The following is a 14,776-nucleotide window of genomic DNA, read 5'->3' on the forward strand; positions in this document are numbered from 1 at the left end:
CTTTTTAGCTTATTCACCCAAAGTAATTGCCCCATTACTCATTAGCATAGGGCTAGCTTATGGGATCAATAGGATTCCAGTATTAAGGACAGTTTTGTTGGGTGAGAGATGAGTTACTTAAAAAGATTAGTGGGACTGGAGTTTAAGCAATGGCACAGGGTAATAGCTAATCTAAAGCCAAAGTGGAGCTTAATAGCTTATGAGTAAAAGAGAGTAAATACTTTTGCTCATGTAGTTAGTCAAATTTTGCTGAAACCATTCCAATACCTAATACACGACTGTCATCATCCATGCCAATAGAAGATGGAGAGGCTGCATTAGGAAGTTTAAATTCCAAAGTAATATACCCCTTGTGCTTGACTGAAGCAGGAACATCTAACTGGATAAGATTATCTTCAAATTTGATTAACGAATAATTTCCTAGCATTTCACCATCGCTACTAATTTGGACTGTTTGCGCTGTTATTGCGCCATTGACAAAAGCTCTTAAGTTAATCGTTAACAATTTAGCTTGATTGATGGGAAGGGGAAGCGTTAGTGCTACATCTTTTCCTCTACTCCATACCCTCCAATCCTCACGATTATTCCAGTCTTTTGTTAGTGCATATGAACTGAGTGGTGATGCAGGGCGTTTGAAAGAAATTTCCTTATGAAGCTCAGGGCGAATAGATTTAATATTTATTGCTTTGTAAGAACCAATTGAATTGGTATCGCTCATTTTTAAGAAATTTGGAGCCAATACATTAAAGCCGTCGATGCTTGCTAGGAATGCATTTTCATCTTTGAGTCCAAATGCTACAGGTATTAAATCCTCATTTTTTATGATGTATAGAGTATTTTGGTTATATATTCCTGTTACCGAAGCTTTTAATGCATTACTAAATGCCATGTTCTGCTTTTGAGTGTCGTAGCGCGACATGTAAATAGCATTTGTATTTAATTGATTTACCCCCGCATACCTTCCAAAAATTCTCCAATCTGAAGACATAAAGCGAGACATAAAGTCAGGGTTCGGTTCAGATCGACTAGGAAGAAGATAGAGATTTTTATAGTGGTTCCCCGCAATTTGCCAGAATGGCTGTTTTAGTGGAGATAAAGTCAGATCGTTTTTAACTGGAGTATTTAGTTCTTTGTGAAGATTCATGAGACCTGGAGATAGATCTATTACTTGTATTGCCATACAAAGGGCAAAAATAAGACGTGCTCTATTTTGAGAATAATTTTTAATTATTAAAATACATCCCACTATCAAAATGATGTAATAAACAGGCCAAAAAAGTCTAGCCGAATGGCGTAATATGCCAAATAGCTGTAATAGCCATTGGGGAAATGGAATGCGGACTTCAAATGACCCTAGCCCAATTTGGTTGGTAATGGAAAATAGTAAAAATAAAACCATGGTAACCAAAAGAAATCGATATCTCTTCAATATTCCTATAACCTTGATATTCCAATACTTTATTTTTAAAAATCCGAATATCAATAACAAAATACTACCTAGGCCTAGATATAAATTCGCCTCACCCCAACTACTTTTAATGGGTATATCCTTCATAAAAATAGACCAACATTGGCATTAAAAAGGCTAAGTAAATTAGCTTTAAAAAAGCCATAACCAAAGAGGTTTGGAGCTTGGACGCTAAGGTATCCTAATTGCCATGCAAGAATCAGTATTAAAACTAAACCGGTACCAAATGAAATGAGATTCGACTTGGAGTTGTGAGAATTTTGAGGAGTGAAACGATCTCCAAGGTCAGCTACCCATAGGCCAAAAATCATTACAAATAAATAAAAGTGCACCCCAAGGCTTGCTAATAATAAAAATATCCACTTGTAATTTTGGTGCTTAGCATAGGGGCATAGATTTAAATATAGGCTACCGAGAATAAGGAAGTGGGCTGCAAGATTTGTATGAATGCCTACTCGAAACAGCATAGGAGTTGATAGTAAAAACAATATTGTGCCAAGTCCTTGAGATAGCCAATCCCTTGTATATAGACCTAAAATTTTCCAGGCAAGGTAAGCTTGCAAGACGAAACAGATTACCAACCATAGGCCCTGAAATTGAAAGATTTCTGGAAGAACTGCATTAAAGGGTTTGAAAAGAAGAGAGAGTAGTGGATTACCGTCTGAATAGACGATTGAGCTGCTTATGTCCATTCCGTACATCGGATTTAGACCCAGCGGCATTGTCCAAGGACTATTGCGAAAAAATACCCAGCCAAAGTACTGCTGAGTCAGATCGCCACCAGTTAGCAACCATGTTTCGTTAAGTGGGTTGAGTATGTTGGGGCCACAAATCAAAAGGAACGCAATCAAACCGATGCTGCTGGGAACCAAGCACCTAAATTTATCTATTGAAAATCTGACCATACCACATTTTATATTGATTATTAAGATTAAAAATAAAAAAATAAGACCATAATGATAGTTTATATGCTAAAGACTCATATTTAGTAGGAAACAAGCTCTTGTCTTAATCTATAATCTTTTACTAGTTGAGTTGGGTTATCAACCTTTCATTCTTAATACGCAACAATTTGTAACTTGGAATAATTTTGAAAAAAATATTCTTATTAGCAACCCCAATCTTTTTAGTTGCTTGTGCTGGAGGTAGTAGTTCTTCAAGTACCAGCTCATCGTCCGTGGCAACTACACCATTTACTAGTTAGTCGAGTACTACTGTAGGCACTCCAGTCAGTTTTTCTGGTGGAGCATCATCCACTTTAGCGGTTGATGGAACTTCAGTACAGGGAGCTGCTGATGGTGTGGCAACTCTGACCTTAAATTCCAGCAATAATTTTTCTGCGATCAGTGCTTCTAATTCAGGAGGTTCTGTTTCATTTAGCACTGTAGGCGGCGATACTTTACAAGGTGGATTTAATGGTAACTCAACAGTTGCGTTGAATAAAACTCAAACTACAGTTGGCGCGTTTGCTAATCCAGCTGCATATGGATTTGAATATCAAACTTTTGGGGCGTGGGGTGCGTATGGCAATGCCACTACACCAGCTTACGCTGTAAGCGTCGGAAACTCTTCTCCTGCCAGTGCAATTCCTGCCGTTGGTTCACTGACATTTACAGGGGGCTCTACTGGATATTATGTTGATGCTTCAAAGTTCGGCTATGTAACTAATGCTGCTATGGTGGCTGTTATAACATTTGATAATCGTACACTCGCCTTTACTACTACTAATACCTCTATTGCTGGGGGTCCTGGGGCACCTCAAATTTCAGCACCTAGTTTAAATATGACTGGCACTCTAAATTATGCTGCTGGCACAAATGCAATGACTGGAACTGCTTCTACTACTAATTGAATGTCAGGCAATATGAATGGTAAATTTTATGGCCCAGCCTTAAATGAGGTTGGCGGAACCTACGCAGTAACTGGTTCAGGTGTTGGGTCAATGGTTGGCGGCTTTGGAGGCAAGCGATAAATCCTTTTTTCTTAATTCTCTTAATAAGGGTACTACTTGTAGTGCCCTTTTTCTTTATTGTGCAATCTGCTTATGCAGTTGTTGCTCGAGAGCCTGCTGTTATTCAAAAAGAATTTGATGCCGCAGTTGGATTGATGGGGTCTAGTCCTGAGGCTGCTGCCGCATCTTTTGCTGCCTTATACCAAGAAACGCTTGCGCCCCGTATTCAGCTTGAGTGGGCTAGAAGCTTGTACTTGGCTGGTCGCCTAGCTGAAGCTAAGGCGCAGTTCATTGATGTGATCAATAAAGAGATTCCTATTACTGTTCGAGATAAGATTGAGTGGTATTTGAGTGAGATTCAAAAAAGACAATCAGCTAAGTTTTATATTGGCATTTATCAGGATTCAAACCCTGGGTATATTACCAGTGCACGTACGGTAAGCATTTTTGGGCAAACACTGTCTTACCAGCCTGCAGTCAATACGAACTCAGAAACAGGACTAGCAGTGGGAGTTGAGGCTGAGCGAGAGCTGATTCCTCAGTCAGGTTATTTTGCTCAGGTAAATCTCAATACCGCCACCTACCAGACAAGTGCTTTTAATAAACAAGATATGGATGTAAGCGTTGTTAAGCGTTGGCAAGACTATAACTATAAAGATTTGCGAGTGGGCTATCAGCGTATGCTCTATGGCGGTTCTACTTTATTTGATTATGCTTATGTCTCTTCAAGATGGATTTTTAATTTACCCAGTCAAGACTACTATGGATTTTTTATCAAAGGTGGACCTTTAACTTATCCTAATTACACTTATTTGTCTGGTTCTCAGACACAAGCAAACCTTTTCTATAACCACAATATCACCCGAAACCTAACGCTATATCTTGAGGCAGGAGGAGATAAAACTTTTGCTAGTCAGGCTGCCTATACATCAAATGGTTTTTATGGAACTATAGGCTCCCAAGTTGCTTGGGATTCTACAAATATTCAGGCGAACTTGAAGGCCTCGGTATTGCAGCGTAATTACTCTGACTCAGACCCTTTATGGGGTGAGGTAAGAAGAGATTCTGGGCAGCTTTACTGGCTATCCATCACCAAGAGAGACCTCTATATTCTGGGGCTAAGACCTAGTATTGATATCACATATCAAAACAATAACTCTAATATCCCATTTTTTAGCTATAACAAGCTCTTTGGTGGGATTTTCTTCAAGAACGTTTATTAGTAATCCCCATACTTTACGGTAGTGATTATTAGGTTTATAACTACCTTATGCGCGTGTCAAAAAACCGATTCACTTGTAATTAAGAAAACAATATAGAAAGTATAAGAGGATAGATCATGAAAAAGATTGCTCTAGTATTTGCGCCTATTTTAATTAGTGCTTGTGCCGGGGGAAGCAGTAGTAGTAGCTCGTCAAGCGGTTCAGCCTCTACTAATGCTTTTACTTCTTGGTCTGCAACTATTTCTGCTAATACTCCAGTTAGTTTTACTGGTGGGTCTACTTCAACGATGGCGCTAAATGGAACTTTAGTTCAGACTGACGCTGATGGTACAGCTACTCTTGCATTGGGTGGAAATGGTAATTTTTCATCTATCAGTGCAAGTACCCCTACAAGTTCTGTATCGTTTAGCGCTGCAAATGGAGATACTTTACAAAGTAGTTTTTATCAGACCTCTACGATTGCATTAAATAAGTCGGAAACAACGATTGGTGTCTTTGCAAATCCTACCTATAATGGATGTGAATATCAAACCTATGGAGCCTGGGGCTCCTATGGAAATGCAACAACTTCAGCTAATGCAATTAGCGTTGGAAGTGCAACCCCAGTAACAGGTCTTCCAGCAACTGGTTCTTATACCTTTACTGGTGGCGCATCTGGTTATTACACTGATCCTAGTAAATTTGCCTATGTAACCAATGCGAATATGACTGCTACAGCTTCTTTTGATGCTCGAACAGTGGCTTTTAGTACCTCGGGAACTTATATAAGTGGTGCACCTTCAGGGAACGCAGTCGCAGCGCCTGATTTAAATCTTTCTGGTACTTTATCTATTGCTGCCGGGGCAAATAAGGTCTCTGGAAATGTTACAACAATTAATGGAATGTCTGGTAATGCTAACGGTAAGTTTTATGGCCCGACTGCCAATGAAGTGGGTGGAACGTACGCAGTGTCAGGATCTAATTTAGGCAACTTTGTTGGTGGATTCGGAGGAAAGAGATAGATTTTCGTTTACAACTAAAGTGGATTTGGGTGCTATTACTGGCACCCTTTTTCTTGCTACCTGCTTATGCTCAAGAATCAAATACTTGGATTGAGTTCATTGATCCAAAACCTAAAACTGAAGTGTGGGTCAATCCAGGGTTTTATTCCTATCATTTTCAAAAAGATCAAAATCTTAATAACAATAACTGGGGCTTTGGTCTGGAGTACCGGTTTAATACGGTTGCATCAGCAACGATAGGTAATTTTAAAAATAGCGATAACGGACACTCTAGCTATGCTGGAATTTACTATCAGCCAATTGCTATAGGCCCATTAAAGCTAGGTGTAGTAGCTGGTGGGTTTAATGGATACCAGTCAACTAATAATGGTGGATGGTTTCCTGCAGTGCTACCTGCAATAACGATTGAGGAGGGCAGGTTTGGCGCCAATGTCTTTTTCATACCAACTGTAGGAGATAAAGTTCATGGGGCTATATCTCTTCAGCTCAAAGTAAAGCTTTATGATGCTTTTTAATCAGATCAACCAGACATAAACATCTCAGAAAAATAAAAAAACTATTGTTTGAATACTGCGCTACGTAAACCAATACCTAATACCCTGCCATCATTTGTTGATATCCCTGCCAATATTGGAGAAGTTGCATTCGGGGTTCTAAATTCGATATGTAGCAGTTTTGACTCATCAATAAGAGCGGGTAAGGATAATTCAATTTGATTATTTTCAGCAACATTGAGCAATAGTGTTTTCTGCAGACTATTGTTAACCCATATTTCAAGGGGCTGTTGTGTGTGCTTTGGGGTAATTAAGGCATTAACTAATAAAACGATTTTGGTGGGTGAGCCATTGGGAATGGGAATTAATAAATCAGCATTTTTACCATCAGACCAAATACCCCAATTCTCTCGATCGTACCAATGATTATTTAAATAACTTGTAATTGGACCACGTCCATCTTTAGAAAAATCAATAGTTTCATCGATCCGCGTATTTCGATCCATTTTTTTTATTTGCCCCCGAAGCGCATCGCATTTTATTTCACCTTTAACAAGTCTAGGGTACAGGATGTCATTGGAAAAGCCTGCCTCAAAACCCTCTTTGGCGATGGTCGGGTAGATTTTAAAGTAATGATATTGATAGCTAGCAAAGAAAAGGGAGCCTATCAGTAGGGTTGCCAAGTAGACTTTATTAAAGGGTAAAACTTCGCTTAGTCTAGATAAAATTACGCCAGAAAATATTGCATAAAAAGGCCAAACAGAAATTGTCCTAAGTGCATGCGGGGAAGCCTCATTGGTTAGGGATGCTGGAATAAGGCTGATACCAATACCAATTAATCCAATAAAGAATGCTTGATATTGCCCGGATGAAAAAATATGCTCATACTTGCGCGAAAGTACTTTTATGGCAACAAGATAAATTAGCGCTCCTAGCGCTAGGAGATCAAGCCAGCTTAGCATTCCAAAGGATTGAATAGAATGCCTTAAGTTATTTTCACCATGAATAAATAAAAAAGATGGAGAAAAGTGGGCTAACCAATTTTTCCAAAAGACAGAAAGAAGCTCAATTAAATTGTAGTGACGATAGGGGTTATAAAAGGTCGAACTCCATATAGTCAGCATATTGGAGCGAGACAAGAAATTTTCATCTTGAAATTGAAGTGCCAACGGAATGCATGTGAAAGCTATGACCAGAAGCCCTATTATTTTTCTTTTTATACTTAGGTTAGGTAGGCAAAGCCAAATTAATGGTGTGATTATTCTTAAGGGTGGGTATGAGTAGATAGCAAGACCAAGCGGTAATCCTGCGATCCACCATCCCTTTTTTAAAGTGCTTATCCAAAGCCCAAGCATTAGAAAAAGCGGCGCTAAAGGTGGATCCCACGCAATTCTTGAAAATTGCCAAGACCATGGCATGACTGTTGCTACAAATGCAATATAGAGTGCCGCTCTAGAGCCTAAAAGATTTTTAGCATAAAGATATAAAAATAGGATTGTTAGGGTTGTAATAATGGCTACATATGATCTAAAGCCGGCAATACTATGTCCAAAGACTGAGGTCCAAAGAAGCTGCCCATATAGATAGGTGGGTGAGTAAATGGGTTCCCCAGGCCCAGAAATTGCAAATAAAGGGAAAGCATTGCCAAAGAAATCAGCACCAGTTTGCCAAAGGCAAATTACTTGAGTAGCGCCATAGGACTCATCTGCATAGAAGCCCGGCGGTGATATTTCTAAGCCTATAAATCTTAGTGCATTAAATAATAGAATGAAGAAAATCATTGCTACTTTAGAACTTTAGATAAGTACTCGCCAACGAAAATATTTCCCTCGTTATGCAAATGACCATCATTAAGCCAGTAGAGTTCTTCCGACCGTTTTTTAGATTCATAGAAGGATTCGGTAAGATCATAGTAACGAACATTCTTTGAATTTAAATAATCTCGAAAGCCACCATAATAATTGGTGTTGGCATGATGTAATTTTGGGGGAATCAGAATCAAAATCAGCTCATACTTTCGTTTCTTAGCATCGTTAAACCAAAGATCTAAAGCCTCACGATTTTTTTTGCTTACCTCAGCGGTGCCATATCCCTTATCTTTGCCATAGTTGACGCCTTCACTAATGCCGTAGATCGTAGCAAGTTCTCTTGCTTTGGTTTGCTTGATGCCAATCTTCATTAAATTCCACGAAAGAGAGTGACCATCTAACCATGCATCAAGGCGTACTTTCCAATCTTGTGATTTAGGATTGATGCCGGCAAGAATATCTTTTTGAATTTGATCCATATCTCTGGGTACCAATTGAAATTGGCCAGGATCAAATTTATAGGTATCTACCTCGTAACCCTCTATGACAGTCGTATGGGGATATGCGTAATCATTGGCTACATCATTTTCATAAAAAGTAAGAATGACTCTTTTAGGAGGGTGCCCGATTAGTTTTTCAGTACGCTGAAACTTTTCAAATTGATGTTTTTGTCCGGAATGGATAATACCGCACTTAATGGTAAATCTGCCGCTAATCTTTTCATAAGTTGAAGGAATATTTTGTTCATAGTTTCCATATCCCCACGCAAAAGAATCGCCTGCGAAGTAATCATAGGATTTGGCAGCTTTGATTTCTGCCAAAGTATGGTGATCAAAACACCCTATATCATTTGAAAATATTGGGAAACTACCATCAGCCATATTGAAAGCAACAGGAGCTATATTTTTCTGGATGTCAAAGCCCGTAACAGGGTCAGCAACGTTATATCCACGTGGAAAATAATGCACTGCTGCATTTAGCTTCTCTTGAAATCGATTCTTTTTGTAGGCTGGTACATAAGCAATACCTTGGCTTGGTAAGCTTATGTAAGTTATAAGATCAACTGTAATCAAAGTGCCGATGATTACTAGGATTAAGGCTAAACAGTTCTGAATGATCTTTTTAAAAGATGGCATGAGTGAATGGATTGATTAGGGGTGAATTTCAGCAGACGACGATTACTCAGTCGCCTTCCACTCCCCACTCTTACCGCCACTCTTTTCTAAGAGCTTGACATCACCCATCACCATACCTCTATCGATTGACTTCGCCATATCGTAGATTGTGAGTAGGGCAATTTGGACTGCGGTGAGGGCTTCCATTTCAACGCCGGTTGGGCCAGTAGTTTCTGCTTTGACTTGGCAGGTGATGCTGCTTTCGGCCTTATTTAATTGAAATTCTAGGCTGACATGGCTTAGGGCCAGGGGGTGACAAAGGGGAATCAGATCAGATGTTTTCTTAGATGCCTGAATACCCGCAATTCTGGCGATTCCTAAAACATCCCCCTTTTTATGGCTTCCAGCCTCTACCATTTCAAAGGTCTGGGGGAGCATGGTGATCTTGCCGGTAGCCACAGCCACTCTATGGGTATTGGGCTTATCGCCTACATTGACCATATGAGCTTGGCCGCTGGCATCAAAATGAGTTAGTTTGTTCATGGGATAAGTTTTACCATATAGGGATGCAAGTGATAAAGCCAGTAGGCAAAATTTCCTTTATTCGACGTTTATTAGCCATCCAATTGATGCTGGCGCTAGCTTGTTCTGGCGCTTCCCCAGTTTTTGCCGCTCCACCAATACCTGCGCCTGTAGGGGATGTTTCTGTTCAGGGTGATTCGGCTGCCATACAAAATCTCAGGGGTCTAATGCAATCTCCCGAGGCAAGGCCTACTAACGCCCCAAACCGTAGTAGTTTACAAACCCAACCTACTTTGGTATTGCCTGATATGGGCGACCCAGGGGGTGATTCGCTCAGCCGAATTGATGAGCGTAAATATGGCGAGATGATCATGCGCCAGATTCGGCCTGATGTGGATTACTCCAACGATTGGCCCCTCTATGATTACCTGAATCAAATGGAGAGACGCCTATTACAAGCTGCCAAGAAATTACAACTTGGGGGTGCAAATGAACAAGGTAGTGGCGCCTATAACTTTGAAGTCTTTGCGGTCAAAGACAGCACAATTAATGCGTTTGCATTGCCCGGTGGATTTATTGGATTTCATACGGGCTTGATTGTGAATGCAGAGTCTGACTCTGAAGTTGCTTCAGTCATGGGCCACGAAACAGGACATGTTTTGCAGCGGCACTTGGCTCGTCAAATGGACAGACAGGCTACCAATACCATGATCGCTATTGCAGGTATGGTGCTTGGTGCCTTAGCCATGTCTCGTAACCCTTCGGCTGGCGCAGGACTGATGCAGGGAGGACAAGCCATGGCTATTAGCAATCAACTATCTTACTCACGAGATGCCGAGCGTGAAGCGGATCGGATCGGCTTTCAGATTCTTGAGGCCAGTGGGTATGACGTGAACGGCGCACCCGCTTTTTTCCAAAGACTACAAAAAATTACAGGGATTATGGATAAAGGTGTTCCAGGTTATGTACGTACCCATCCATTAACCACCGATCGTATTGCAGAGATGCAAGATCGAGTAAGGATGGTGCCTGATCGTAATATACCTACTGCAGTAGAGTTTTATCTTATTAAAGCACGTGCTCGCATGGAGCAATCTGGTTCATCTAGTGGACTATTTGATCTACGGAATACTTTTGAAAGTCTGAGTAAGCAAGCTCCTATTGGTAAACAGATAGAAGGCACTTATGGTCTTGCTTTGATTGCCCAGCGCCAAGGCAAAATAGATCAAGCAGAGACTTATTTACAGCAAACACGTAAGTTAGCGCAATCGGCCAGCGCTCCAGGCTCACCGATACAAAGACAAAGCTTATCTCTCGACATCACTTCCTCTGAATTAGCCCTGGCTAAAGGTAAGAATGAGGAAGCGCTGCAAATTGCACAAACTACTCTCAATGCTTTTCCTCAGTCCTATGCTGCTGGCGTAGCAATGATTAATGCAGAGTTAAAACTCGGGAAAACGAATGATGCAATCAATTGGTTAAAGGCTAGAACCCGTCTTCAACCCAATGAAGTGGTCTGGTGGTCCTTACTCTCTAATGCCTATGACCAGGCTAAAAATGTCCCTTTACGGCACTATGCGCTCGGAGAAAAATATGCACTTGAGGGGGCTTGGCCTTCTGCGATTGAGCAGCTCAGGATTGCGCGTGCTGCTGGTGGTGCTGATTTTTATCAGGGCTCGAGTATTGATGCGCGTTTACGTGAAATGCAAAGACAGTATCAAGAAGAACTGAAAGAGCAAGGCAAGAATAAGTCTGGATAGTGGGATAGTGACGGGCTGAATATTTTTCTAGGCACTAGGCTTAGGATTGAAGTCAAAGCGATTGGCTAATTCTGATGAATGAATCGGATCTAGAGGCAGTTGCTTGCCATGCCAGATCCAAGATCCTCCAAAGCTACAAGCTTCTTCTTTAAGGGTAGCTAACTCAGAAAAAAGATCTAGATCGTGATCATGCAAGAGGGCAATGCTCTTAGTAGTTTGTAGCTTAAATTGTGCTCTATCACTCTCTTCATACACTGCCTGAGCGATATTTCCGACGATGTAAATATTGCCATTCTCATCGCTGAGAGCTGCTGTGGGTTCTATTGGGCTTTGACATTGTGTTAATAGTTTGACGCCTTGATCGCTGGGAATCATTCTGACTATCCAGGGTGTGGTATCTAGGGTAATGAATACACGCTGCGGACCGTTCTGAAAAAAGTATTTACCTTGCGTATCTCGTGCATAGTTTCTGGAAATGAATTCATTGAGGGACTGGTGCTTAATGACCTGACCGGGAAGATTATTTTGCTGGGTAAATTCATCACGCATACGCCATTGGCCACGGCGATCTAAGGCAAGCCAGCCATAACAATCAGGAACATCAGGCCACTTGATCAGAGACCGAATGACTTGTTCATCCATTGCAAAAGTTAATGCAAGCCGTGAGGTGTAGATGGGGCATCAAAGGTTTCTTCGGTAGAAAGGCTCGCATGCAAATGAGCGATTCGCCATCCTTGACTATCTTGTAACAAGACTAAAGTAATGTTGAGAAAAAAATCAGCTTCAACTTGATCTGGTCTGAGATGTACTGCTTCGGTAGTGTCGTAGATTGCAGCGCCCAAAATTGTGTGGCTAATACAAGCAATAGGCTCTAAAAATAATGGCTGCTTAGAGAGCAGTCTTTCTAAACCCTTACGAATTTCTGCATGGCCACTCAGGCGATGTCCTTCAGGTAGAACGCAGGTAATAGAGTCATCATCTAGCCAAATATCCAAGGCACCTTGAACGTCACGATGTTTTAAGGCATCACGCCAAGCATCAAGGACATCATCAGCATTATCAAAAAGTCTGGCAAGTTTTGTCATGAGTAGGGCTTTAGTTTGAATGACGTCTATAAGGTATTGAGTGTAGTCAAAACTTGCTCAGGAAGGATATCTTTTAAGCACTTTAAGTGACCCAAAGGGCATTTTTTTTTGTGGCAAGGGCTACAAGGCAAGTTCAGCCAAATCACTTTAGCCTTCTCAGATAAGGGTGGAGTGTGCGCTGGATCGCTCGAACCAAAGATTGCCACCTGAGGAATGCTCAGTGCAGCTGCGACATGCATTAATCCAGAATCATTACTAATAAGCGCTTTGCTCATCCCAATGAGGGCAATGGCTTCATCTAAAGAGGTGCTGCCACACCAATGATGAATATGGGAATCTTGCTTTGCTAGAGAAGCAATCTCCTTACCAAGAATTTGATCGCTCTTGCTCCCAAGCAGGATGATGTGATGGTTGGGATTATTGGAAACTAATTGGGTAGCCAAGCTTGCAAAATGATCTGTAGGCCAGCGTTTACTGGGACCATATTCAGCACCAGGGCACATTACATAAACAGCTGAGCTTGATCCTGATAAGTTGATATTCGCGCTTTGGAGTTTCCTGTCAACAGATAGCTTTGCATTTTCCGATATATTTAAACGCGGAGCCATTTCATTGCTAACACTAGGCTGACTTTCTATTACTTCTTCATCATTGAGAAGTTTGCCAAGAGCCAGATAGTGCTCCAGCATTGGGGGCCGATTGACTTTGCTTGGGTTATCTAGCGCAACATTGATGAGGCCAAAGCGTATCTCCCCACGATATCCGATACGCAGAGGAATATTGGCTAACCAAGGAATGAGTGCAGACTTAAAACTATTCGGCAATACAAAACAGGCCTGATATTTTTTGGATTCCACTTGCTTTGCAATCTGCTTGCGCAGGCCCCACTGTAATTGCTTGTGCTCAAAGGGTGCTTCGATGACTTCACTAACTTCAGAGCAAGCGCGATAGATGGGTGCTACCCAAGTGCTGGCAAGAACATCAATTGTTGAGTCTGGATAAAGTGCTTTGATGCTCGCCAATAAAGGCTGTGTCATCACGGCATCCCCAATCCAGTTTGGGGCGATGATCAGAATACCTGGCATGGGTTGTATCCCGATTCAGCGCCTTTCAGCGCCGATCTGGTTTAGTGTCCGTGAGGCTCGGTGCCAGGAATGAGCTTGTACTCTGCTCCGCAATAAGGACACTTTGCATCACCAGTTTTGATGATATCTAGAAACACGCGTGGATGCGAATTCCAAGCAGGAGTCTGATTGGTTGGGCAATGTAATGGTAGATCTTTGCCATCTACCATTACTACTTGAGCTTGAGTCATTGATTGATTCCTGGCTGCTAGAAATGACTGCAACTTTTACTTGACGTAAGTCAGCCACGATTTATATTTGTCGTTTCTGCCATACACTGCATCAAAAAAAGTCTTCTGAATTTTCTCCGTAATCGGACCACGCTTACCGTCACCAATAGTACGATCATCTAGTTCACGAATGGGCGTTACTTCTGCAGCAGTACCAGTGAAGAAGGCTTCATCCGCCGAGTAGACCTCATCACGCGTAATACGCTTTTCGCGCAACTCTAAACCTAGATCTTTAACGATATCAATAATAGAGTCACGTGTAATACCGTCTAAACAAGAAGCTAGATCTGGTGTATAGACAATGCCATCGCTCACCATAAACATGTTTTCACCAGAGCCTTCAGAAACATAGCCTTCTGTATCAAGCATGAGCGCTTCATCGTAGCCGTTGGCCGTTACTTCTTGGTTAGCCAAAATCGAGTTGATATAGTAGCCAGAAGCTTTAGCGCGTACCAAAGAAGAGTTCACAAAGTGGCGAGTAAATGATGAAGTCTTTACACGAATCCCTTTATTGATTCCATCTTCACCTAAGTAAGCACCCCATTGCCAAGCGGCAATCGCGGTATGGATCGTATTGCCCTTAGGAGAGATTCCTAATCTTTCGGAGCCAATAAAGATGATGGGGCGGATGTAGCACGCTTCCAACTGATTGCTGTTGACTACCTCAATAATCGCCTTAGTAATTTCTTCTTTGCTGTAAGGCATATTCATCTGGAAGATCTTGGTGCCATTAAACAGGCGCTTCACATGCTCAGGAAGGCGGAAAATGGCAGTACCTTGAGGGGTGTTGTAAGCACGAATACCCTCAAAAACACCCATTCCATAATGCAGGCTATGGGTAAGCACATGAATATTGGCCTCACGCCAAGGAACTAGCTTCCCATCGGACCAAATAAAACCATCGCGGTCGGACATCGACATTTTTTCTACCTTTTTAGTAACTATTAAATTGGGTATTTCTGGGGCGCCCAGCCAGCCGGCTTTAGGCCTCTAGC

16 protein-coding genes are annotated in these 14,776 nt (G+C 41.5%); 5 read left to right on the top strand and 11 right to left on the bottom strand.

Annotated elements, in window-relative coordinates:
* Window positions 1-235: 235 nt before the first annotated feature.
* The 3 genes from ABWP14_RS04520 to ABWP14_RS04530 form a co-directional block, all read right to left on the bottom strand.
* Entirely contained in the window at window positions 236-1,555 is a 1,320-nt protein-coding gene (locus tag ABWP14_RS04520; protein WP_353201798.1) for a DUF6311 domain-containing protein, read from the bottom strand.
* Window positions 1,552-2,319 carry a DUF6311 domain-containing protein gene (locus ABWP14_RS04525; protein ID WP_353201799.1) on the bottom strand — a complete coding sequence of 256 codons (768 nt, stop codon included), beginning with the start codon at window positions 2,317-2,319 and terminating at the stop codon, window positions 1,552-1,554. Before ABWP14_RS04525 ends, ABWP14_RS04520 begins: the two co-directional genes overlap by 4 nt.
* A 349-nt stretch (window positions 2,320-2,668) precedes the next feature.
* Window positions 2,669-2,851: a hypothetical protein gene (locus ABWP14_RS04530; protein WP_353201800.1), complete on the bottom strand. Its 183-nt coding sequence runs from the start codon at window positions 2,849-2,851 to the stop codon at window positions 2,669-2,671.
* A 52-nt stretch (window positions 2,852-2,903) separates the two neighbouring features.
* Between ABWP14_RS04530 and ABWP14_RS04535 the strand changes: the two genes are divergently transcribed.
* From ABWP14_RS04535 to ABWP14_RS04550, 4 genes are all read left to right on the top strand, one after another.
* Entirely contained in the window at window positions 2,904-3,320 is a 417-nt protein-coding gene (locus tag ABWP14_RS04535; RefSeq protein ID WP_353201801.1) for a hypothetical protein, read from the top strand.
* A gap of 161 nt (window positions 3,321-3,481) precedes the next feature.
* A complete protein-coding gene (locus ABWP14_RS04540) occupies window positions 3,482-4,642 on the top strand; it encodes a surface lipoprotein assembly modifier (protein ID WP_353201802.1) in 1,161 nt (386 codons plus the stop codon).
* 116 nt (window positions 4,643-4,758) lie between these two features.
* A complete protein-coding gene (locus ABWP14_RS04545) occupies window positions 4,759-5,643 on the top strand; it encodes a transferrin-binding protein-like solute binding protein (protein WP_353201803.1) in 885 nt (294 codons plus the stop codon).
* Window positions 5,644-5,672: 29 nt separating this feature from the next.
* The gene (locus tag ABWP14_RS04550) at window positions 5,673-6,158 is read left to right on the top strand and encodes a hypothetical protein (protein WP_353201804.1); all 486 of its coding nucleotides are present in this window, start codon (window positions 5,673-5,675) and stop codon (window positions 6,156-6,158) included.
* Between the two features lie 41 nt (window positions 6,159-6,199).
* On the opposite strand, the gene ABWP14_RS04555 is transcribed toward ABWP14_RS04550, so the two are convergent.
* From ABWP14_RS04555 to moaC, 3 genes are read right to left on the bottom strand one after another with little or no spacing between them, the layout of a single operon-like run.
* Window positions 6,200-7,918 carry a glycosyltransferase family 39 protein gene (locus ABWP14_RS04555; protein WP_353201805.1) on the bottom strand — a complete coding sequence of 573 codons (1,719 nt, stop codon included), beginning with the start codon at window positions 7,916-7,918 and terminating at the stop codon, window positions 6,200-6,202.
* Window positions 7,919-7,920: 2 nt separating this feature from the next.
* Window positions 7,921-9,081 carry a hypothetical protein gene (locus ABWP14_RS04560; RefSeq protein ID WP_353201806.1) on the bottom strand — a complete coding sequence of 387 codons (1,161 nt, stop codon included), beginning with the start codon at window positions 9,079-9,081 and terminating at the stop codon, window positions 7,921-7,923.
* Between the two features lie 42 nt (window positions 9,082-9,123).
* Window positions 9,124-9,603, bottom strand: a complete 480-nt coding sequence (moaC, locus tag ABWP14_RS04565; protein WP_353201807.1) for a cyclic pyranopterin monophosphate synthase MoaC — start codon at window positions 9,601-9,603, stop codon at window positions 9,124-9,126.
* 23 nt (window positions 9,604-9,626) lie between these two features.
* Here moaC and ABWP14_RS04570 point away from each other — a divergent pair, with 23 nt between their 5' ends.
* Window positions 9,627-11,342: a M48 family metalloprotease gene (locus ABWP14_RS04570; protein WP_353201808.1), complete on the top strand. Its 1,716-nt coding sequence runs from the start codon at window positions 9,627-9,629 to the stop codon at window positions 11,340-11,342.
* 27 nt (window positions 11,343-11,369) lie between these two features.
* Here ABWP14_RS04570 and ABWP14_RS04575 read toward each other — a convergent pair whose 3' ends face one another.
* From ABWP14_RS04575 to ABWP14_RS04595, 5 genes are read right to left on the bottom strand one after another with little or no spacing between them, the layout of a single operon-like run.
* Window positions 11,370-11,984, bottom strand: a complete 615-nt coding sequence (locus ABWP14_RS04575) for a DUF2946 family protein (RefSeq protein WP_353201809.1) — start codon at window positions 11,982-11,984, stop codon at window positions 11,370-11,372.
* Between the two features lie 8 nt (window positions 11,985-11,992).
* A complete protein-coding gene (locus ABWP14_RS04580) occupies window positions 11,993-12,427 on the bottom strand; it encodes a YybH family protein (protein WP_353201810.1) in 435 nt (144 codons plus the stop codon).
* A 26-nt stretch (window positions 12,428-12,453) separates the two neighbouring features.
* Window positions 12,454-13,512 (bottom strand): lipopolysaccharide heptosyltransferase II, encoded by a 1,059-nt coding sequence (gene waaF / locus ABWP14_RS04585; RefSeq protein ID WP_353201811.1) that lies wholly within the window; start codon window positions 13,510-13,512, stop codon window positions 12,454-12,456.
* A 41-nt stretch (window positions 13,513-13,553) separates the two neighbouring features.
* The gene (locus tag ABWP14_RS04590; protein WP_353201812.1) at window positions 13,554-13,742 is read right to left on the bottom strand and encodes a zinc-finger domain-containing protein; all 189 of its coding nucleotides are present in this window, start codon (window positions 13,740-13,742) and stop codon (window positions 13,554-13,556) included.
* 36 nt (window positions 13,743-13,778) lie between these two features.
* Window positions 13,779-14,702, bottom strand: a complete 924-nt coding sequence (locus tag ABWP14_RS04595; protein ID WP_353201813.1) for a branched-chain amino acid transaminase — start codon at window positions 14,700-14,702, stop codon at window positions 13,779-13,781.
* Between the last annotated feature and the right edge of the window lie 74 nt (window positions 14,703-14,776).

It is taken from the genome of Polynucleobacter sp. (assembly GCF_040400325.1).
In the GTDB taxonomy this organism is placed as follows: Bacteria; Pseudomonadota; Gammaproteobacteria; order Burkholderiales; family Burkholderiaceae; genus Polynucleobacter.